We start from the raw sequence: 20,972 nt of genomic DNA on the forward strand, positions 1-20,972 counted from the left end.
GAGTGGCTGCCGATGAAAAAAGGCAATGCGAGGGCCCTGGGGGGCCTGCCCACACAAAGCCCAATGCCGGGAGATTTTTTGATGAACACGCTTAAACTTACCGTTGCCGCTCTCGCCGCAACCGTTGCTTTTGCAGGCGCTGCAGCCGCTCGCGACCAGATCCAGGTTGCCGGCTCGTCCACCGTTCTGCCTTACGCAAAGATCGTCGCTGAATCCTTCGGCGAAACCTTCACCAACTTCAAGACGCCGGTCGTTGAATCCGGCGGCACGGGCGCTGGCCTCAAGGAATTCTGCAAGGGCGTCGGCGAAGACACCATCGACGTTGCAAACGCTTCGCGTCCGATCAACAAGAACGAACTGGAAGCCTGCAAGACCGCCGGCGTCACTGACATCCAGGAAGTGAAGATCGGTTATGACGGTATCGTCTTCGCAACCGACTCGTCCAACCCTGACGTCGCTTACGTTCCGGAAGATCTCTACAAGGCTCTGGCCGCTCAGGTCGTCGTTGACGGCAAGCTCGTTGCCAACCCTTACAAGAAGTGGTCGGAAGTCAATCCGAAGCTCCCGGCTGTTGATATCGCTGCCTACATCCCGGGCGAAAAGCACGGCACCCGCGAAGTCTTCGAACTGAACGTTCTGGCCGCCGGCTGCAAGGCTTCGGGCGCACTCGACGTCATCGCCAAGGAAATCACCGACAAGGCCGCTCAGCAGAAGGCTTGCGTCGCAGTCCGTAAGGACGGCGCTGCAGTCGATATCGACGGCGACTATCCGGAAACGCTGGCACGCATCGCTGCCAACAAGACCGGCGTTGGCGTCTTCGGCCTCTCCTTCTACGAAAACAACGCTGACAAGCTCAAGGTTGCTTCGATGAGCGGCATCGTTCCGTCGACAGAAACCATCGCTGACGGCACCTACCCGGTTTCCCGCCCGCTGTTCTTCTACGTCAAGAAGGCACATCTCGGCGCCGTTCCGGGCCTGAAGGAATACGTCAACTTCTTCGTATCCGACCAGATGATCGGCCCTGACAGCCCGCTCGTTGAATACGGCCTCGTTGCTGCTCCGGACGCCGAGCGCGAAGAGATCCGCAAGGCCGTAGAAGCTGAAAAGACGATGTAATCAATGAGCCGGCGCGGTGCCTTGGGGGGTGCCGCGCCGGTCTTTCGACTGAGGTACCCTTGCCCGGTCAGGCGCAAGGTTTCGAGTTTCTCCATGATTGGGAAGCCGGCGGCGATGTCGCAGCCTGTGCTTTTGGGGCCGAGCGCCTGGGGACGTAAAGAATGAGCACATCCATTATACTCTTGTGTCTCGTGGTGCTTGGCGCGCTGGCCTATGTGGCCGCCCGCAGCCGGGCCACGGCACTTGCCGGGGGCAAGTCTTCCGTGCTGCATTCGCGGCCGGGTTATTACGGCGCTTATGCCGCCATCTGGGCCATCCTTCCGGCCCTGATCGTTCTCTGTGTCTGGCTTGCCGCCAGCCCAGGCATCATCGAATCCACCGTCCGCAAATCTTTTCCCGACGATGTGAAGGCGAAGACCACTGCCGAGCAGGATCTGAGCTACAGCATGGTCGCGACCGTCGGCCGCGGCCTGAACCTGCTCACATCCGAAGAAGTCACGGCAGTCGGTTCCGACACCAAGGCGGTTCAGGCAAAGCTCAACGAGAAGGGCGTCCCGCTCGCCGGTGAGCCGCAGCCCTACATGCTCGATGCCGCCAAGCTGCTGAATGCCGAAAGCGCCTCCAGCCGTCTGATCATGAGCGCGATCGTCCTCGTACTTGCTGTCGGCGGCGCGCTTTACGCCCTGCGCGGCGTCAAGCCACGCTTCAGGGCCCGCAACCGCGTCGAGCGCGTCATGCTCTGGGGCCTGTTGCTGTCTTCGTCGATCGCCATTCTGACGACCATCGGCATCGTTCTGTCGATGCTGTCGGAAGCCATTCGCTTCTTCGCCAGCGTCCCCGCCGCGGACTTCTTCTTCGGCACCGTCTGGGATCCGCGCTTCGCGGGTGCCGGCAGCTCGTCCTTCGGTCAGTTCGGCCTGATCCCGCTGTTGCTCGGCACGCTCTATATTGGCGCCGTCGCCATGCTGGTCGCCGTACCGGTCGGCCTCTTCGCAGCCATCTACATGGCCGAATACGCTTCGCCGAAAATTCGTTCGCTTGCCAAGCCGCTGCTCGAAGTTCTGGCCGGTATCCCGACCATCGTCTACGGCTTCTTCGCGCTCGTCACCGTTGGCCCGTTCCTGCGCGATCTGTCGTCGCAGGTCAGCGGTCTTCTGACAGGCGACTACACGAACTTCATACAGGCACAGAGCGTTCTGACCGCCGGTATCGTCATGGGCATCATGCTGATCCCTTACGTGTCCTCGCTGTCCGACGATATCATCACCGCCGTACCGCGTGCGCTGCGTGACGGTTCGCTCGGCCTCGGCGCAACGCGCTCCGAAACCATCAAGAAGGTCGTGCTACCGGCCGCTCTTCCGGGTATCGTCGGTGCGCTGCTGATGACCGCATCGCGCGCCATCGGCGAAACGATGATCGTTGTGCTTGCGGCCGGTGTTGCCGCCCGCATCCAGATCAATCCGTTCGAGCCGATGACGACGGTCACGGTCAAGATCGTCAATCAGCTGACGGGTGACCTCGAGTTCACCTCGCCGCAGACGCTGGTTGCCTTCGCGCTCGGCATTACGCTCTTCTTCATCACGCTTTGCCTCAATATCTACGCGCTCTACATCGTGCGCAAATACCGGGAGCAGTACGAATGACGAATATTGTTTCTCCCGTTGCAGGCATCACTGTCTCCAAGGCTCCGGCACGCCGCGACATCGGCATCAAGCGCCGCTATGCCGCAGAACGCCGCTTCCAGGCCTATGGCATCGCTGCCATATCTTTTGGCCTGATCTTCCTGGCGATCCTGCTCTCGACGGTCATCCGCCAGGGCTATACCGCCTTCCAGCAGACGGCGATCACGCTTCCGGTGGAATTCACCGAAAAGACCATTGACCCGAGCAACAAGCGTGCGACCGATCCGTCGGTCCTCGTCTCTGCCAACTACGGCGCGTTGCTGCGTGACGCCATCGTCAAGCAGCTGAATGTCAACGCCTCGAGCCGTCCTGACGTCCGCGATGCTTCGGCCATGCTCTCCAAGGGCGCTCCGATCCAGCTGCGCGACATGGTTGTTTCCGACCCGTCGATCATCGGCAAGACGGTCAATGTCACGGTGCTTGCCGACGCCAATATCGATAGCGCCAGCAAAGGCCAGATCGATCTCTCTGTCGATGAGAAGAACCGCAAGGTGAACGACAAGCAGGTCGGCTGGATGAACGAGCTTAAGGCGAGCGGTGCTCTCTTCAAGCAGTTCAACACAGGCCTGTTCGTCAATGGCAATTCCAGCCGTCCGGAAGCAGCAGGTCTGGGCGTTGCGCTCATCGGCTCGCTCTACCTGATGCTGATCGTTCTGGTTCTTGCTTTGCCGATCGGTGTCGCCGCCTCGATCTATCTCGAGGAGTTTGCGCCGAAGAACAAGCTGACCGATCTCATCGAGGTCAATATCAACAACCTCGCTGCTGTTCCGTCGATCGTCTATGGTCTGCTCGGCCTCTCCGTCTTCATCAACTTCATGGGCCTGCCGCGTTCTGCTTCGCTGGTCGGTGGCCTGGTGTTGACGTTGATGACCCTGCCGACCATCATCATCGCTACCCGCGCTGCGTTGCGTGCCGTACCGCCGTCGATCCGCTCGGCCGCTCTCGGTCTCGGCGCATCGAAGATGCAGATGGTGTTCCACCACGTGCTGCCGCTTGCCATGCCGGGCATCCTGACCGGCACCATCATCGGCCTGGCGCATGCTCTCGGCGAAACCGCGCCTCTGCTGCTGATCGGCATGGTCGCCTTCGTCGCCAATGCGCCGACCACGCCGCTCGATCCGTCCACGGCACTTCCGGTCCAGGTTTACATGTGGGCCAACGAAGCCGAACGCGCCTTCGTGGAGCGTACCTCGGGTGCCATCATCGTCCTGCTCCTGTTCCTGATCGTCATGAACATCGGAGCCATCCTCTTGCGCCGTCGCTTTGAGCGCCGCTGGTAAACGGAGTAGAAACCCATGAACATGTTGACAGAAGCAGCAGTTGAGAAGGCTCTGGACCAGAAGATGAACAGCATCCCTTACAAGATGATCGGCCAGGACGTTTCGGTCTATTATGGCGAGAAACGTGCTCTTTTCGACGTCAAGCTGAACATCCGCGAAAACACTGTGACTGCGCTCATCGGTCCGTCCGGCTGCGGCAAGTCCACCTTCCTGCGCAGCCTGAACCGTATGAACGACACGATCGATAATTGCCGCGTCACCGGCAAGATCACGCTCGATGGCGATGATATCTACGATCCGGATATCGACGTCGTCGAACTTCGCGCCCGCGTCGGCATGGTGTTCCAGAAGCCGAACCCGTTCCCGAAGACGATCTATGAAAACGTCGCCTACGGCCCGCGCATCCACGGTCTCGCCAAGTCGAAAGCCGACATGGACCAGATCGTCGAGACCAGCCTGCAGCGTGCCGGCCTCTGGAACGAGGTCAAGGACCGTGTGCATGAATCCGGCACCGGCCTCTCCGGCGGTCAGCAGCAGCGTCTCTGCATCGCCCGTGCCGTCGCGGTCTCGCCTGAGGTCATCCTCATGGACGAACCCTGCTCTGCGCTCGACCCGATCGCTACAGCAAAGGTCGAGGAGTTGATCCACGAGCTGCGCGAAAGCTACACGATCGTCATCGTGACGCACTCCATGCAGCAGGCGGCCCGCGTCTCTCAGCGCACCGCCATGTTCCACCTCGGCAACCTCGTCGAGGAGAACGATACCGACAAGATGTTCACCAATCCGGACGATCCGCGCACCCAGGACTACATCATGGGCCGCTTCGGCTGATCTTTGGCGTCACGACTTCCGATAGAGACACTCAAGGACATTTCCCATGGCATCGACACATATCTTTTCTGCATATGACGAAGATCTGAAGTTCCTGACCCGCCGCATCTCCGAAATGGGCGGTCTGGCGGAACAGATGGTCTCCGACGCTGTGCGCGCGCTGGTCAACGGCGATGGCGCCCTGGCGCAGAAGGTCATCTCCGACGACGTGATCCTTGATCACGCCGAGCGCGAGATCAACGACAAGGCGATCGTCACCATCGCCCGCCGCCAGCCGATGGCGTCGGACCTGCGCGAGATCATGGGGTCGATCCGCATCGCCGCCGACCTCGAGCGCGTCGGCGATCTTGGCAAGAACACCGCCAAGCGCGTTATCGCCGTGCAGAGCACCGGCGTTCCGCGCAAGCTCGGCCGCGGCCTGGAGCATCTCTCCGAACTGGCGCTCGTCCAGCTCAAGGAAGTGCTCGACGTCTACACGACGCGCGCTGCCGACAAGGCGAAGTCGATCCGTGAGCGCGACGAGGAAATCGACGCGATGTACACCTCGCTGTTCCGCGAGCTCCTGACCTACATGATGGAAGATCCGCGCAACATCACCAGCTGCACGCATCTCTTGTTCTGTGCCAAGAACATCGAACGCATCGGCGACCACGCCACCAACATCGCAGAAACCATCTACTACATGGCGACCGGCGCCCAGCCGGAGGGCGAGCGTCCGAAGGACGACACCGCCAACACCGTCGGCGCGGTCACGGAATAATATCCGGACCGGGCCTCAGGAGACAGAACAGAATGATCCCGAGAGTTGCAGTCGTTGAAGACGAAGAAGCACTGAGCGTGCTTCTTCGTTACAATCTCGAAGCCGAAGGTTTCGAGGTCGACACCATCCTGCGCGGCGATGAGGCGGAAATCCGCCTTCAGGAGCGGACGCCGGACCTTCTTATCCTTGATTGGATGCTGCCTGGCGTATCAGGCATCGAGCTTTGCCGTCGGCTGCGCATGCGCCCGGAGACCGAGCGCCTGCCGATCATCATGCTGACGGCGCGCGGCGAGGAAAGCGAACGCGTTCGTGGCCTCTCGACCGGTGCCGACGACTATGTCGTCAAGCCGTTCTCGACGCCCGAGCTCGTCGCTCGCGTCAAGGCGATGCTGCGCCGCGCAAAGCCTGAAGTTCTCTCGACCGTGCTGAAATGCGGCGATATCGAACTCGACCGAGAGACGCACCGCGTTCATCGCAAGACCCGCGAAGTCCGTCTCGGACCGACCGAGTTTCGCCTGCTGGAATTCCTGATGGCCTCTCCCGGCCGCGTCTTCTCGCGCTCGCAGCTTCTGGATGGCGTCTGGGGTCACGACATCTATGTCGACGAGCGCACTGTCGACGTCCATGTCGGCCGTCTGCGCAAGGCGCTGAACTTCTCCAATATGCAGGATGTCATCCGCACCGTTCGCGGCGCTGGATATTCGATGGAAGCTTGAAGCTTTCGGAATTGAGACACAAAAAAACGGGCCGTAAGGCCCGTTTTTCGTTTGTGCTTACCCGGCTCAGTTTGCCCGGGCTGCTGCCCTACGGCGCTCGTTGACCGGTTGGTAGGCCAGGCGCTGGTGGTAGGTGCAGTAAGGCGAAGAATCCGGGCTTTCGCAGCCGCAGAAGTGAAAATCGTCCTTCAAGGGATCGCCGACCGGCCACTTGCAGGTGCGCTCGGTGAGTTCCGTCAGGCCGAGGCGGCGGGAGATCGGGACGATCACATTCTTGGCGGGACGGTATTCCATCTCCTCCATGACGTCGATTTCGATCTCTTCCTTCAGCATCGTCGCGCCCTGCTGGCGGGTGACCGTACGGGTCGTCGCCAGACGCGATGCGTAGGTTGGGGCGCGGGGTGCTGCCGCCGTACGCTTGGGAGCGCGGGCAGCCGTGGCGTTGCCGCCGGCCTTCGCACGGCCCGGCAGCGCCAGACGGTGAACCTTGCCGATAACGGCGTTACGGCTGACGCCGCCAAGCTGGGCAGCGATCTGGCTCGCGCTCAGCCCTTCGGACCACAGTTTCTTGAGTTTCTCGACCCGCTCGTCTGTCCAGTTCATGCCCTGTGTCTCCGCCGTTTAAGCGTTGCGAAGGCAGAATCCCTCACTGTTTGCCCCGAACGAATCCGGCACAAGAAACGCTTGACTAATTTTGGTGACTAGTTCCGCCGCATGCAGTCTAGTAATTGAGTTTTAACCTAGTGTGAGGCTGACTCCGTGACAAGAGTCGCAGGAATCCGGATGAATCGAATTCGGGGTTTTCCCCAACTTGCTTCCCCTGAGAGTCATTTCTGCAACATTAGCTGTTGATAAAACGCGACATTGCTTGAGCGTCTCTCAGAAGCCACGAAAGCCGCAGTTTTGTTGACATTGCAGTGCGAAAAGTAAATAGTGCCAGTCGCCGCCGAAAGGCGGCATTTTTAATTTTTCGGACCTGGTTTTTTAGCCGGAGTCCGGTTGCCCGTAACGCTGACAGGAGACCGCGCCATGGCTGAAGCCGCGCCGCTATATGATACCTATTCTCGTGCCCCATTGCGGTTCGAGCGAGGTGAGGGCGTGTGGCTGATTACCGAAACTGGCGAGCGATATCTGGATTTCGGTGCCGGCGTCGCGGTGACCTCGGTCGGCCACAGCAATCCGCATGTCGTGGATACCCTGAAGGCACAGGCCGACAAGGTCTGGCACCTGTCCAACATCTATGAAATCCCCGGGCAGGAAAAGCTCGCCAGGCGGCTGACGGAGGCGACTTTCGCCGACAAGGTGTTCTTCACCAATTCCGGCGCGGAAGCCCTGGAATGCGCGATCAAGACCGCACGCCGCTACCAGTATTCGAAGGGCCATCCCGAGCGCTTCCATATCATCACGTTCGAAGGCGCCTTCCACGGCCGGACGCTGGCAACGATCGCTGCCGGCGGGCAGGAGAAGTATCTGGAAGGCTTCGGCCCCAAGGCGCCGGGTTTCGACCAGGTGCCCTTCGGTGATATCGACGCCGTCCGCGCCGCAATCACTGATGCGACCGCAGGCATTCTTATCGAGCCGGTTCAGGGCGAGGGTGGCATTCGCCCGGTGACCACCGAGTTCATGAAGGCGCTGCGCGCGCTCTGCGACGAGAAGGGCCTGCTGCTCATTCTCGACGAGGTCCAGACCGGCGTCGGCCGTACCGGTAAGTTCTTTGCCTGTGAGTGGTCCGGCGTGACCCCTGATATCATGGCTGTCGCCAAGGGCATCGGTGGCGGCTTCCCGCTCGGCGCCTGCCTGGCAACGGCGGAAGCTGCGTCCGGCATGAAGGCCGGTACCCACGGCTCGACCTATGGCGGCAACCCGCTCGCCATGGCTGTCGGCGGCGCCGTGCTCGACATCGTCCTTGCTGAAGGCTTCCTGCAGCACGTTCGCGACGTCGCTCTGATCTTCCGCCAAGGCCTGGCATCGCTCAAGGACCGCTATCCCGACGTGATCGAGGATATCCGCGGCGAGGGTCTGCTGCTTGGTATCAAGGCCGCCGTTCCCTCGACCGAACTTCTGGCTGCCATCCGCGGTGCGCACCTGCTTGGCGTGCCCGCCGGCGACAACGTTGTGCGCCTGCTGCCGCCTTTGGTCGTCACTGCCGAGGAGGCCCGCGAGGGTCTTGCCCGCATTGAGCAGGCTGCCGAAAGCATTCGCGCATCGAAGGCCAAGAAGACGGCTTGAACGGATAGATGCCTTCCGGGGCAAACAGGTAAGGACGACATGGCTTCCCCCAAACACTTCCTCGATCTTTCGGCGATGAGCTCTGCCGATCTGCGCGTCATCATGGACGACGCGATGCTGCGCAAGCAGGCGTTCAAATCAGGCAAGGGCGACAAGCCGCTGGCCGGCAAAATGCTGGCGATGATCTTCGAAAAGCCCTCCACCCGGACGCGCGTCTCCTTCGATGTCGGCATGCGCCAGCTGGGCGGCGAGACGCTGTTCCTCTCGGGCACCGAAATGCAGCTCGGCCGCGCCGAGACGATCGGCGACACGGCCAAGGTTCTGTCGCGCTATGTCGACGCGATCATGATCCGCACCACCGAGCATCACCGCATGCTGGAGCTTGCCGAACACGCAACGGTACCGGTGATCAATGCGCTGACGGATGATACGCATCCCTGCCAGATCATGGCCGACATCATGACCTTCGAAGAGCATCGCGGCCCGGTCAAGGGCAAGACGATCGCTTGGACCGGCGACGGCAACAACGTGCTGCATTCGCTGGTCGAAGGAGCTGCCCGTTTCGGCTACCGCATGAACATGGCTGTCCCCCTTGGTTCCGAGCCGAAGGATCACTATCTGAACTGGGCCCGCAATGAGGGCGCCGAAATCATGCTCAGCCATGATGCCGACCGTGCGGTCGAAGGCGCCGATTGCGTGGTAACCGATACCTGGGTCTCCATGAATCAGGAACATCGGGCTCGCGGTCACAACGTCTTCCAGCCTTATCAGGTCAATCAGGCTTTGATGGCGAAAGCAGGCAAGGATGCATTGTTCATGCATTGCCTGCCCGCCCATCGTGGTGAGGAAGTGACGGACGATGTGATCGATGGCCCGCAATCCGTGGTCTTCGATGAAGCGGAAAACCGTCTTCATGCGCAGAAGTCGATTCTTGCATGGTGCCTGGGCGCGATCTGAACCATATTGGACGCCACATCCGGCCTGATGGCCTGGTGGCCGCGCGAGCGGGAAGACAGCTTGGTCTGCCGCTCTGACGACTAGGAGTAAGACCATGGCAGACACAGCCGCCGCTCTCAACGAGCTTCATTTCGCCGGCGATGATCACGTCGTCCCCTTTCAGGTCGAAGGCCTGGATGTGCGTGGCCGCGCCGTCCAGCTCGGCCCGATGCTCGACGCCATCCTTGAGCGCCACCACTATCCCGCACCCGTCGCCCGGCTTCTGGCCGAAGTCGTGGTCCTGACGGTTCTGCTCGGCACGTCGCTGAAATTCGAAGGCAAGTTCACGGTACAGACCAAGGGCGATGGCCCTGTCGACCTGCTTGTCGCCGATTTTGCGACACCGGAGAACGTGCGCGCCTATGCGCGTTTCGATCAGGCGCTGCTCGATCAGGCGATCGCCGCCGGGCAGACCGAACCCGAGCAGCTGCTCGGCAAGGGCGTGCTGGCCTTCACCATCGATCAAGGCAAGTTCAGCCAGCCCTATCAGGGCATCGTCGAACTCGACGGTACCTCGCTCGAGGATATCGCCGGTGTCTATTTCCGGCAGTCGGAGCAGATCCCGACGCGCGTCCGTCTGGCGGCTGCCGAACTTCTCGACCGCGACAGCAGCGGCAAGCCGCGGCATCGCTGGCGGGCAGGGGGGCTTGTCGCCCAGTTCCTGCCGGAAGCGCCCGAGCGCATGCGCCAGCCGGACCTGCATGGCGGGGACGGCGACGAACTCGCAATGGGTCTCAAGGAAGACGATGCCTGGGCAGAAGCCCGCGCCATGGTCGAGACCATCGATGCCGATGAGCTGACGGATCCGCTGGTCGGAACCGAGCGGCTGCTCTATCGCCTGTTCCATGAGCGTGGCGTCCGGGTTTTCGAGGCCAAGCAGGTCTACGATCGCTGCAGCTGTTCGCGTGAAAAGATCGGCGGCGTTCTGAAGGGCTTTTCGGCGGAGGAGATCGAGGCCAGCCAGGAGAACGGCGAGATCGCCGTCACCTGTGAATTCTGCTCGACCACCTATCGTTTCGAGCCGGCAGAGCTGCAGCCGGCCGAATGACGGTCAGTTCAGCACTCTGAGAAGGCCGGGTGAATCCAGGGAGAAGGCGGGTATCTCGACATCGAAGAGCTCGCCTTCGTCCGTTTCCATCTGGTAATGGCCGAACATCAGCCCCGATGGCGTATCGAGCGGGCAGCCGGACGAATATTCATAGGTATCGCCGGGCTCCAGCCGTGGCTGCTCGCCGACGACTCCAGGTCCCGTCACCTCGTCGACCACGCCGTTCTGGTCCGTTATGTTCCAGTAACGGTTGACGAGTTTGACCGACAGGCCGGAATTGTTGCTGATGACGATGCGGTATCCCCAGACATAGCGATCGTCGTCCGGATCGGATTGCTCCTCCAGATAAAACGGCTCGACAACAACTTCTATATCGCGTGTGAGGGCCCGGTACATGCCTTACACCTTAGTCGGGATATCTTACTCGTATCTTATACGGCATTGGCTCCGTCAAGAAATGCCACCGTATCATCAGCCAAATACAGGCGATTGCACGCCGTTTTGATTGTTAATCCTAACATTCAAAGTTAATGACTCTAATAAAGCAGAGCTGACTGAAGCTTTAGGTGGGGCGGGCCGCCGGACCGGCAAGTCCGGCGGCTTGCTGCTTAAGCCGGGATCTTCGACAGAGCCTGGGCGAAATCTTCCAGCAGATCGTCGGTATCTTCGATGCCTGCCGAAAGACGCACGGTGCCGGCCGAAATGCCGAGTTCGGCACGCGCCTCATCCGAGAGGTTCTTGTGCGTTGTCGTCGCCGGATGCGTGATCAGGCTGCGCGTATCGCCGAGATTGTTCGAGATCGTTACCACGTCGAGCGCGTTCTGCAGCTTGAAGGCCGCTTCCTTGCCGCCCTTCAGCTCGAAGCAGACCAGCGTCGAGCCGCCGGTCATCTGCTTGGCGATGATATCGGCCTGCGGATGGTCCTTGCGGCCAGGATAAATGACGCGGGCAACCTGCTTCTGCTCGGCCAGGAAATCGGCAATCTTTGCGGCATTCCTGGTCTGCTGAGCCACGCGCAGCGGCAGCGTCTCGATGCCCTTCAGGAGCGTCCATGCATTGAACGGCGACATGGCCGGGCCGGTGTGGCGGAAGTAGTCGTGCAGGTGCTCGTCGATCCACGCCTTGTCGGACAGCACGACGCCGCCGAGGCAGCGGCCCTGGCCGTCGATATGCTTGGTCGCCGAATAGATGACGATGTGAGCGCCGAGCTCCAGAGGCTTCTGGAAGAGCGGCGTCGCAAAGACGTTGTCGACCACGACCTTGGCGCCGACCTGGTTGGCGAGCTTGGCAACGCCGGCGATATCCACGATTTCGAGCGTCGGGTTGGTCGGGCTTTCCAGAAAGAACACCTTGGTCTTCGGCGTGATCGCCTTTTCCCAATTCTCCAGATGGCGCCCATCAACGAGCGTGCATTCGATGCCGTATTTCGGCGCCAGCGTCTCGACCACCCAGCGGCAGGAGCCGAAGAGGGCGCGGGCCGCAACGATATGATCGCCAGCCTTCAGCTGGCAGAGGATTGCAGCTGTGACGGCGGCCATGCCGGAGGCCGTGGCGCGTGCATCTTCCGCACCCTCGAGTGCGCACATGCGCTTCTCGAACATGTCGTTGGTGGGACTGCCGTAGCGGGCGTAGATGAAGCCTTCGGTCTCGCCCTTGAAACGGGCCTCGGCCGCCTCCGACGTGTCGTAGACGAAACCTTGCGTCAGGTAGATTGCCTCCGACATCTCGCCATATTGCGAGCGCAGAGTGCCTCCGTGAACGAGTTGGGTTGCAGGGCGCCAGGACTTGCTCATGCCATCACCTCAAAAACAAAAAAACCGGCCGCAAAAGCAGACCGGTTTCATACCCGGTCTTTTTAGCCACTTATTTAACGTGGCTGCAAGCCGACCGGCCAAATCACCACGGGATAAAGCTGCAATACTGCCGTTAGCTGCTTGCGTCAATTCCCCGTATTTGGTTTTGTCGGCCACGAACTATGGATGGAGCATGATGGCTCGCGAAACTGGAATTCTGGCCGACCGTGCCATTGCTGCGTTGTTTGAGACCGGCCGCCTGATCTCCGAACGGGAACTTGACCGTGACCAGATCCAGCCGGCAAGCCTCGACTTGCGCCTCGGCGCCAAGGCGTTCCGGGTGCGCGCCAGCTTCATGCCTGGCCCTTCGCATCTGGTGTCGGACAAGCTCGATCGCCTGAGCCTGCATGTCATCGACCTCTCCGAAGGGGCTGTTCTCGAAACCGGCTGCGTCTATATCGTTCCCTTGATGGAGCGTGTGGATCTGCCGGCGGGCATGTCGGCCTCCGCCAATCCGAAGAGCTCCACCGGCCGCCTCGATATCTTCACCCGCGTCATCACCGACTACGCGCAGGAATTCGACAAGATTCCGGCCGGTTATTCCGGCCCGCTCTATCTCGAAATCTCGCCGCGCACCTTCCCGATCGTCGTGCGCCGCGGCTCGCGCCTGTCGCAGATCCGCTTCCGCGTCGGCCATTCCATTCTCGGCGAACCGGACCTTCAGGCGCTGCATGACAGCGAGACGCTGGTCGCGAGCGCCAAGCCGAACGTCTCAGGCGGCGGCATCGCGCTGTCGATCGATCTCGCCGGCGACAAGGAAGGCCTGATCGGCTACCGCGGCAAGCACCACACTGCCGTCGTCGACGTCGACAAGAAAGCCCAGCACGACATCTTCGATTTCTGGGAGCCGCTCTATAGCCGCGGCCGCAACGAGCTGATCCTCGACCCGGACGAGTTCTATATCCTCGTCTCGCGCGAAGCCGTGCATGTCCCGCCGCATTACGCCGCCGAGATGACGCCCTTCGATCCCCTGGTCGGCGAATTCCGAGTCCACTATGCCGGCTTCTTCGACCCGGGCTTCGGCCACGCACCGGCGGGCGGTCGCGGCAGCCGCGCCGTTCTCGAAGTCCGCAGCCACGAGGTCCCCTTCATCCTCGAAGACGGCCAGATCGTCGGTCGCCTGATCTACGAGCACATGCTGGAAAAACCCGAAAGCCTCTACGGCTCCGGCCTCGGCTCCAACTACCAGGCCCAAGGCCTCAAGCTCTCGAAACACTTCCGCATCTGACAGCCTTGACACCGCCTCCCATCTGTTGGAAGGCTTCGGGCATGCGGGTGTAGCTCAATGGTAGAGCAGCAGCTTCCCAAGCTGAATACGAGGGTTCGATTCCCTTCACCCGCTCCAGTTTTCCCTGCACTTAAAATGAAATGAGCGGCCGGAGCCGCTCATTTGGCGCTTCGATGTCCGGTCGCTCAGAACTCCGTCCAGTCGGCTTCTTTGCTTTCCGCCGCAGGGCTGCTTTTGCCGAAGGCGCTGGCGAGTTTCTGGCCGAGTGCGCGCGCCGGTGATGCGGCGGGCCTTGCGGTTCCTTCGTTGGCAACGCGGATCGAGGCCGGACGCGGGGTGGCTGTGCGGGCCTGCGCCGGGCGAGGTGCTGCGGCAGGGCGCGGAGCGGAATTGGAGGCGGGTGCCGCGGCGGCAAAGCCACCAGTTCCGGTCAGCCTGAACTCTGAAAGAAGGTTGTTCAGCGATGCCGCTTCGGTTGCCAGGCTGTGGCTGGCGGCGGTGCTTTCCTCGACCATCGCGGCATTCTGCTGCGTGCCCTGGTCCATGGTGTTCACGGCCGTGTTGATCTCCTGCAAGCCGGTCGATTGCTCGCGCGCGGCCTCAGCGATGGCGTGAACGTGCTGGTTGATCTCCTGCACTTCGTGGACGATCGCATCCAGCGCCTTCCCGGTTTCGCCAACAAGCGCCACGCCGGTCTGCACATGCGTGCCGGAATTGGTTATCAGCGCCTTGATTTCCTTGGCGGCATTGGCCGAACGCTGGGCGAGTTCACGGACTTCCTGGGCAACGACCGCAAAGCCCTTGCCAGCTTCCCCGGCACGCGCCGCCTCGACACCTGCATTGAGGGCCAGCAGGTTGGTCTGGAAGGCGATGTCGTCGATGACGCCGATGATGTTGCCGATCTCCACCGACGACTGCTCGATCTGCTGCATCGCGCCGACCGCCTTCTGCACGATGGCGCCGGATTTTTCGGCGCCGCTGCGCATGCGTGTCACCAGCTCACTGGCTTCCTGGGCACGGCGGGCGGCATCCCGTACCGTTGTGGTGATCTGCTCGAGTGCTGCGGCCGTCTGTTCGACGGAAGCCGCTTGCTGTTCGGTGCGGCGCGACAGCTCGTCGGCCGAGGAGCGGATTTCGTTGGCACCTGCGCCGATTGCGCGGGCATTGGCGCCGACGGCATTCATCGTGCCGTTGAGCTTGCTGACCGAGCTGTTGAAATCGGCGCGCAGGCCTTCGAGGTGCTCCGGGAAAGGAGTCTCGATATGGGCGACGAGATCGCCTGATGACAGGCGCTTCAGGCCATTTGCCAATTCGTCCACGGTGCGGGCGAGTTCGTTGGCTTCGCGGATCTTTTCGGCTTCGCGCTGGCGGCGCTCGTTATCGCTGAGATTGCGCTCGCTCTCGGCGCGCGCCTCGATCTGCTTGCGCTCGAGGGCGTTGTCGCGGAAGACCGCAAGTGCCGTTGCCATCTGGCCGACTTCGTCGCCGCGGTCGAGGCCGGGCACGTCGCGTTCGGTCTCTCCTTCGGCAAGCATCGTCATGCGCTCGCGCAGCTGCACCATCGGCCCGGCAATACCTGCCTGGGCGATGTAGAAGCCCAACGCCATCGCACCGGCGATCGATGCAGCAATGACGGCGAGGCAGATGTTGATCCGCGTGCGAACGGCAACGGAGAGCGCATCGCCGCCGTCGTTGAGCATCGACATCATCGCGTCGTTGTTGGCGGTCATTTTCGGTGTCAGGGCGTTCAGCTTTGTCGTCATCATGACAGCTGCCAATTGGGCGCTGGTCATGTCGCCGGATTTTCCAGCTTCGACGACTTTCGCCGACAGGGCTTCGATTTCGTCGATACCCTTCAGGAGCTCATCGATCGCGCTCTTGCGCGCAGGAACCAGATCGGATGCTTGCTGCAGACGGTCGCGGGCCTGCGGGATCTTGCTGGGCACCGACAGAGCCGTCTTGAAGGCCGGCGTATCGGGCTTCATGTTCGAGAGCGTAGTTGTCTGAAGCACAGAGGAAATCAGCGAGGCGCTTGCGCGCGAGCCCTGCATGGCCGCCAGTGCCTCATGATCGATGAAGGCACTGTAATTGGCGTCGGCGCGGAGGAATTCAGAGATGATATATCCCACACCGGCGACGGTGATCACGCCGAGAAGCGCGATGACGGAAAGGATCTTGGTCCTGATTTTCAGATGTTTGAGCATGGAAAAAGCCCGTTGCGTTCGGCGCGGCCTGTTGCTTGCGGCAGCGCGTTTGAAATCAATGTGTGAAACTCAGCGAAAATCTGCTGCGGTTCTTGCGGCATTCCGAAATACCTCGGAGAGGCTCGACAGCGCGCATCATGCAAGCGGCGGGAGGGGGCCGGTGTCGTCGCCGGCGATAAGAATCCAGATTGCTTAATGCTGCCCTAACGCCGCGGGGCAAACCACAGAAAAGATGGCAAGCAATGCGCGGCGGGCAAATGGCCCGGGCGGTCTATGCAGGTTTCCGGCAGGGCACGTGCGGAGTTTTGTCCCAGAAAAACGGATTGCTGCGAAGCTGCCAGACGGCACGCCACGCAGCCGCCGAGAGCATCAGCCAATAAAGCGGCAATGCCAGCCAGCGCATCCTGAGCGCCCGGCGCTCCCAGCGCGTCATCGCCTTGCGCCCAAGCAGGACGAAAAGCACGTAGCTGGCGATGACATTGCAGCTATCGACGGCAAGAAGGATCCAGTGGACCAGATCTTTCGCACTGTTTCGTTCGGCGAGGTCGAGCAAAGCCGCGCTTATGAAGAACAGCATCCACGGATGCGCGAGCGCAGACAAAAGCATTCCGGCGATCAGCAACTGAAACACCGCAAAGCCCGCGGGGCCCATCTCCCGCATAAGCAGCGCGGGATCGCGCATCAACACCAGCCACGTCTGCAGCCAGCCCTTGAACCAGCGGGTACGCTGGTGAAGCCAGGTCGCGGCAGTCACAGGCGCGTCTTCCAGCGTCTGAGAGCTCAGCACGCCGCAGCGATATCCCCTGCGGTAAAGCCGCATGCCTAGGTCGGCATCCTCGGTGACATTGTGCGGATCCCAGCCACCTGTTCCTTTGAGGATGCTGGTCTTGAAGTGGTTTGAGGTGCCACCGAGCGGCATCGGTAGGCGCATCAGGGCCAGCATCGGCAGCAGCATGCGGAAGAGCGCCGAATATTCGAGCGCAAACGCAGCCGATATCCAGGAGTCGCGGGCATTGGCGATGATTAGCGGCGCCTGCAGGCAGACGACGTCATCAGGGGACGCCCGGAAGGTCGCATAGGCCTCGCGCAGCTGGTCCGGATGCGGCCGGTCTTCGGCATCGTAAACGGCGAGCAGCTCGCCGCGTGCAGAAGCGAGCGCATAGTTCAGCGCCTTTGGCTTCGTTCGCGGCCGGGCAGGCGGAACCTCTATGATTTCGAATTGCGTGCCGAGTGCCTGCGCCTTCAGCGCTGCGATCGTCTCGCGATCGTCAGCCTCGCAGACAAGCTTGATATCGAGTTTCGAGACCGGCCAATTCAGCCGCTTCAGGCAGATGATCAGCTGCTCGGCGACCGCCGCCTCACGGTAGAGACCGACCATAACCGTATAGACAGGCAGCGGATCACCATCCGCTGTGCGGAGATTGAAACGCGGCACCGGCTTCTTGAGTGCCATGAAACGGATCAGCATCGATGCTAGATAGAACAGCGAAACGAAGATATGCGCTACGAGCAAGACATTGGCATTCGCCAGAATTCCGGCAGCAAGGGCCGTCACCGCCACACCGGCAATGAAGCCCTGCTTTCCAAGCAGCACAATACGCGCGCTCACATCCGGGTCGCGCTCGAAAAGCGTATTGACGCTCTGCTTCACCCGTCGCTGGGCGCCACGTTCCCAGATCGCCCTGCGCATCTCTGCCGGGGTCGTAATCAGCAGCTGCTCACGCAAATCCGGGCGAGCGGCGAGCCGCGCCTGCAGGGCTGGAATCTGCCGGGCTTGCGGCACGATCGCATGGGCATGCTGCGGCAGGTATTGGAGCTTGAGAACCTTGGTCTCGATAAGCTGCGTATCGAGGACGTCGCTGTCGTGAATGAGTTCCGGATTTAGCCGGTCGATAAACTCCAGCCGGAGCAACCGCGCCAATCCGGCATAATAGTTCTCGGCGAGAATCCAGCCGCTGGACAGCAGTTCTTGCTCGATCGTCGTCCCGTTTTGCCGCGCCAGTCCGGCAGCCTCGGAGATAATCGGTTTCCCGATGCCAAGTTCCTGCAGAACGCGAGCCTCTGTGCGGAAAAGCTCATCGTCCTCAATCTCAAGGACGACCCGGTCATTCTGGCTGTGATTTGTTCGCAGGCGGTCGATGGCGCCGCCCGGCGCATATTCCCCGATACGCATGACTCTGATACACCGTCACCGAAGCGGCGACACCCTGCCCCTGATCCGAGGCTGGATAGTAATGACACAATCCTCAATTGCATCCCTAGCTTTTAAGGGATTGTTAACTTTTTGGTTGTCGCTGGTTGTGTTTTTTCCTGTGGCCGCCGGGGCGCAGCAGGCCTCGCCCTCTCTGCCGCTACTTTTCGATTCCCGCGAACGCCTTGCCAAGCCGGACCTCTCATCGCTGGTGCGGCTGCGGTTCCTGACATCCGTGGATTTTCCACCGTTCAACTTTACCGATCAAAACGGAAAGCTGTCGGGTTTTAATGTCGATCTGGCACGCGACATCTGCAATGAACTCGAGATTGCGGATAAATGCGAAATCCAGGCCTTGCCCTTCGCCGATCTTGCGGAGGCGCTTGCAGCGTCGCAGGGCGACGCGGTTATCGCAGGCCTAGCGGTGACGCCGGATCTGCGCGGCAAGTTCACATTTTCGCGGCCCTATCTGATGCTTCCGGCCCGCTTTGCCCGAAACGGCAAGGCTGAGATCAAGGGCGATACGGCAGCGGCACTGGCAGGCAAGCCGGTCGGCGTCGTCAAGTCGACTGTCCATGAAGCGATGCTCGCCGCCTATTTCCCGGCCATCAAGGCGGTGCCGTTCGACAACAAGGAAGCGCTGCTGACGGCTCTGAAGGACGGCAAGGTAGATGCTGCCTTCGCCGACGCGCTGCAGCTCTCCTTCTGGGTGTCGTCACAGGCATCGGCGAAATGCTGTTCGCTGTTCGACGGCCCTTATCCGTCCGAGCAGTTCCTGGGCGAGGGGATGACGATCATGCTGCGCCGGAACGATGCGATCCTGACCGCTGCACTCGATCATGCCTTGGCGGCCCTGTCTCGAAGCGGCCGCCTGCAGGAAATCTACCTGCGTTATTTCCCGAATGGTCTCTATTAGCCCTTGCGGAAGCGGGCGATCGCGCTGCGCTCGATGGCGGCGCAGGTGAGTTTGTCGAGACCCAGCCGGTCGCGCAGCATGCTCAGCAGGCGCAATTCCTCGGCCTTGACCGAAAGATCAGCCGAGGCCACTTCGACGGCCAGCGCATAGGCGGTGTCGTAGAGCTTTGCCGGCAGCGTATCCTTGACCGTCTCCAGCACCACATCGAGGCCCTCGGGGCCGGAAAGCAGCGAAGCACAATCGCGGGCGATCGGGATCAGCTTGTCGTCGTCGAAATCCCGGAAGACCGGCAGAAAGCCGATCAGCTGACCGATACGCTCCATCTCCCGGTCGTTCATCGTGCTGTCGACGGCGGAGGCCATCACCATCACGTAGATAAGGGCGTCATGGGCGGAAAGCGGCTTGTTCATTCGGTCATTCCCTCTGTTCTCCCGAAGTTTAGGAATTGGTCTGTGTCATTACAAGGGATCGTCAGGTGGGATCGAGGGGATTGTCGTCAGGCGGCGGATCGGCTGGCGGTGCGATCGGCGCACCCTTGCGAGGGTCTTCGCCGAAGATGCCTTTCTTGTCCGTCCTGGCCGTCTCGGAGACTGCCGCAAAGGCGGAGCCCGGCGCTGCTTCCGCCCAGCCGTTTTCGGCAAGCCATTCCGAAAGATCCTGCGTGCCGATCTTGCAGCTGGCCGTCGCCGTGCCCTTCCAGTTGGTGTCGTCGAGATCGCAGGTCACCGAGCGCAGGCGCAGGAACAGCCGGAAGTTCGTCTTCGCCAGCATGCCGCAGGGCCAATCGCTGCCATCGCCATCCTTGCAGCTCTTGTTATCAGGCGTCGGCACGATACCGGCAAGCGCAAGCTTCCGGTCCCCGAAAGCAAGCACTCCGGCGCTTTCGGCAACCGGCCGCGGTAGCACGGCACCCTTTTTCGGTTCGGGTTTCGGCTTTCCCGGCTCGGGCGCCGCAACGCGTTCCAAGGGCTTTCCGTCGACCTCTGCCGGATAGAACTGGCTGCCGTTGTCAACAGGTCTGGCATTCATGCTGATTTCGGGGGTAGGCGGCTTCAGATCAGGCGGCGGTGCAGCACTTGCGGCCTCTGAGACGGCAGGAGCGCGCGCTTCGCTTTCTATTGCCGCGGCATCACCCCCGGAAAACCGCTCCCGCCCGGCTGCCAGCATGCCCGCAACAATGGCGATCCCCGCAACAGCTGTCAGAAGTGCCGCAGGCCGCATGGAAGATTTTCCTATTGGCTGGCCCAGATGATGCGGGCAATCCAATCCACATCGGAGAGCTCGAATATCCGGTTCGGGTGTTCGGGATTGAGCGACATCAGTTCGATGGATCGTGGGCTCTGGCGCAAGAGCACCTTTGCCATCACCTCGCCCTCGCGCGTCTTGACGACAACGCGATCGTTGCGGCGCACCTGCGCGCCGGGTTCGACGATCAGCACATCGCCATCCCGGTAGAGCGGCATCATGCTGTCGCCCTGGACTTCGAGCGCGTAGACGCCGGCCTTTTGCGAGGGAGCGGCCGGGAATTCCACTACGTCCCAGCCCTGGCCGGCCGGAAAGCCGCCATCGTCGAAAAAGCCGCCTGCACCCGCCTGCGCGAAGCCGAGAAGCGGTATCGAACTGCCCTGAGCCGGGAAAGCGCCCTCCGGAATGCCGGAAAAGCCGGTGGCCGGGCGCATGAAGGTCAGGAACTGCTCCATAGTCGCGCCGGTCGCATCCAGCACCTTGGCGATGGATTCGGTCGAAGGCCAGCGCATCCTGCCGTCAGTGGAAAGCCTTTTGGACTTGTTGAAGGAGGTGGGGTCAAGCCCCGCACGGCGGGCAAGACCCGAGGGCGTCAGGTCGTGCCGTTCGGCAAGCCTGTCGATCGCTCCCCAAATCTGCTCGTGTGACAGCATCGTGCATGATCCTGAGCGCTGAGC

The 20,972-nt window shown here is 61.4% G+C and carries 19 protein-coding genes, 1 tRNA gene and 1 riboswitch; of the genes, 12 read left to right on the forward strand and 8 right to left on the reverse strand.

All coding sequences use genetic code 11. The features are described from left to right. The first annotated feature begins 81 nt into the window (after window positions 1–81). The 6 genes from AB4Z25_RS08030 to phoB all read left to right on the forward strand — a co-directional run bounded on the left by AB4Z25_RS08030 (window position 82) and on the right by phoB (window position 6,385). Window positions 82–1,116, forward strand: coding sequence for a substrate-binding domain-containing protein (locus AB4Z25_RS08030; RefSeq protein WP_112385348.1), 1,035 nt, complete (start codon window positions 82–84; stop codon window positions 1,114–1,116). A 161-nt stretch (window positions 1,117–1,277) separates the two neighbouring features. Continuing rightward, window positions 1,278–2,759, forward strand: a complete 1,482-nt coding sequence (gene pstC / locus AB4Z25_RS08035; RefSeq protein WP_112385349.1) for a phosphate ABC transporter permease subunit PstC — start codon at window positions 1,278–1,280, stop codon at window positions 2,757–2,759. Beyond that, window positions 2,756–4,078, forward strand: a complete 1,323-nt coding sequence (gene pstA / locus AB4Z25_RS08040) for a phosphate ABC transporter permease PstA (protein WP_112385350.1) — start codon at window positions 2,756–2,758, stop codon at window positions 4,076–4,078. The genes pstC and pstA overlap by 4 nt, the downstream gene beginning before the upstream one ends. Window positions 4,079–4,093: 15 nt before the next feature. Beyond that, window positions 4,094–4,909, forward strand: coding sequence for a phosphate ABC transporter ATP-binding protein PstB (pstB, locus tag AB4Z25_RS08045; RefSeq protein ID WP_112385351.1), 816 nt, complete (start codon window positions 4,094–4,096; stop codon window positions 4,907–4,909). A 46-nt stretch (window positions 4,910–4,955) separates the two neighbouring features. Further along, window positions 4,956–5,669: a phosphate signaling complex protein PhoU gene (phoU, locus tag AB4Z25_RS08050; RefSeq protein ID WP_112385352.1), complete on the forward strand. Its 714-nt coding sequence runs from the start codon at window positions 4,956–4,958 to the stop codon at window positions 5,667–5,669. A gap of 32 nt (window positions 5,670–5,701) precedes the next feature. Then, complete coding sequence (phoB, locus tag AB4Z25_RS08055; RefSeq protein WP_112385353.1) at window positions 5,702–6,385, forward strand: phosphate regulon transcriptional regulator PhoB; 684 nt, start codon at window positions 5,702–5,704, stop codon at window positions 6,383–6,385. Between the two features lie 66 nt (window positions 6,386–6,451). On the opposite strand, the gene AB4Z25_RS08060 is transcribed toward phoB, so the two are convergent. Then, the gene (locus AB4Z25_RS08060) at window positions 6,452–6,988 is read right to left on the reverse strand and encodes a GcrA family cell cycle regulator (protein WP_112385354.1); all 537 of its coding nucleotides are present in this window, start codon (window positions 6,986–6,988) and stop codon (window positions 6,452–6,454) included. A 426-nt stretch (window positions 6,989–7,414) separates the two neighbouring features. Here AB4Z25_RS08060 and AB4Z25_RS08065 point away from each other — a divergent pair, with 426 nt between their 5' ends. From AB4Z25_RS08065 to AB4Z25_RS08075, 3 genes are all read left to right on the forward strand, one after another. Beyond that, window positions 7,415–8,614: an aspartate aminotransferase family protein gene (locus tag AB4Z25_RS08065; RefSeq protein ID WP_112538497.1), complete on the forward strand. Its 1,200-nt coding sequence runs from the start codon at window positions 7,415–7,417 to the stop codon at window positions 8,612–8,614. Window positions 8,615–8,653: 39 nt separating this feature from the next. Continuing rightward, complete coding sequence (gene argF, locus AB4Z25_RS08070; RefSeq protein ID WP_112538498.1) at window positions 8,654–9,571, forward strand: ornithine carbamoyltransferase; 918 nt, start codon at window positions 8,654–8,656, stop codon at window positions 9,569–9,571. Between the two features lie 94 nt (window positions 9,572–9,665). Then, window positions 9,666–10,658: an Hsp33 family molecular chaperone gene (locus AB4Z25_RS08075; protein WP_112538499.1), complete on the forward strand. Its 993-nt coding sequence runs from the start codon at window positions 9,666–9,668 to the stop codon at window positions 10,656–10,658. Window positions 10,659–10,661: 3 nt separating this feature from the next. On the opposite strand, the gene apaG is transcribed toward AB4Z25_RS08075, so the two are convergent. Next, window positions 10,662–11,054 carry a Co2+/Mg2+ efflux protein ApaG gene (gene apaG, locus AB4Z25_RS08080; protein WP_112385358.1) on the reverse strand — a complete coding sequence of 131 codons (393 nt, stop codon included), beginning with the start codon at window positions 11,052–11,054 and terminating at the stop codon, window positions 10,662–10,664. A gap of 212 nt (window positions 11,055–11,266) precedes the next feature. Then, complete coding sequence (locus AB4Z25_RS08085; RefSeq protein ID WP_112538500.1) at window positions 11,267–12,451, reverse strand: O-succinylhomoserine sulfhydrylase; 1,185 nt, start codon at window positions 12,449–12,451, stop codon at window positions 11,267–11,269. 41 nt (window positions 12,452–12,492) lie between these two features. After that, window positions 12,493–12,571, reverse strand: a riboswitch (SAM riboswitch). A 73-nt stretch (window positions 12,572–12,644) separates the two neighbouring features. On the opposite strand from AB4Z25_RS08085, the gene AB4Z25_RS08090 reads away from it, so the two are divergent. Further along, window positions 12,645–13,739: a 2'-deoxycytidine 5'-triphosphate deaminase gene (locus tag AB4Z25_RS08090; RefSeq protein ID WP_162698720.1), complete on the forward strand. Its 1,095-nt coding sequence runs from the start codon at window positions 12,645–12,647 to the stop codon at window positions 13,737–13,739. A gap of 43 nt (window positions 13,740–13,782) precedes the next feature. Then, window positions 13,783–13,856: transfer RNA gene (locus tag AB4Z25_RS08095), tRNA-Gly, on the forward strand. A 68-nt stretch (window positions 13,857–13,924) separates the two neighbouring features. On the opposite strand, the gene AB4Z25_RS08100 is transcribed toward AB4Z25_RS08095, so the two are convergent. After that, complete coding sequence (locus tag AB4Z25_RS08100) at window positions 13,925–15,943, reverse strand: methyl-accepting chemotaxis protein (protein WP_112538561.1); 2,019 nt, start codon at window positions 15,941–15,943, stop codon at window positions 13,925–13,927. 271 nt (window positions 15,944–16,214) lie between these two features. Further along, window positions 16,215–18,116, reverse strand: coding sequence for a glycosyltransferase family 2 protein (locus AB4Z25_RS08105; RefSeq protein ID WP_112538562.1), 1,902 nt, complete (start codon window positions 18,114–18,116; stop codon window positions 16,215–16,217). A gap of 61 nt (window positions 18,117–18,177) precedes the next feature. Between AB4Z25_RS08105 and AB4Z25_RS08110 the strand changes: the two genes are divergently transcribed. Further along, window positions 18,178–19,050 carry a transporter substrate-binding domain-containing protein gene (locus AB4Z25_RS08110; RefSeq protein WP_442207997.1) on the forward strand — a complete coding sequence of 291 codons (873 nt, stop codon included), beginning with the start codon at window positions 18,178–18,180 and terminating at the stop codon, window positions 19,048–19,050. On the opposite strand, the gene AB4Z25_RS08115 is transcribed toward AB4Z25_RS08110, so the two are convergent. From AB4Z25_RS08115 to AB4Z25_RS08125, 3 genes are all read right to left on the reverse strand, one after another. Then, window positions 19,047–19,460 (reverse strand): tellurite resistance TerB family protein, encoded by a 414-nt coding sequence (locus AB4Z25_RS08115; RefSeq protein WP_112387497.1) that lies wholly within the window; start codon window positions 19,458–19,460, stop codon window positions 19,047–19,049. The two genes, AB4Z25_RS08110 and AB4Z25_RS08115, sit on opposite strands and share 4 nt — an antisense overlap. A gap of 61 nt (window positions 19,461–19,521) precedes the next feature. After that, window positions 19,522–20,271, reverse strand: a complete 750-nt coding sequence (locus AB4Z25_RS08120; RefSeq protein WP_112538564.1) for a thermonuclease family protein — start codon at window positions 20,269–20,271, stop codon at window positions 19,522–19,524. An 11-nt stretch (window positions 20,272–20,282) separates the two neighbouring features. Next, window positions 20,283–20,948: a S24 family peptidase gene (locus AB4Z25_RS08125; protein ID WP_112387499.1), complete on the reverse strand. Its 666-nt coding sequence runs from the start codon at window positions 20,946–20,948 to the stop codon at window positions 20,283–20,285. Window positions 20,949–20,972: the final 24 nt, after the last annotated feature.

It is taken from the genome of Rhizobium sp. RAF36, assembly GCF_052114105.1.
GTDB lineage: Bacteria > Pseudomonadota > Alphaproteobacteria > Rhizobiales > Rhizobiaceae > Rhizobium.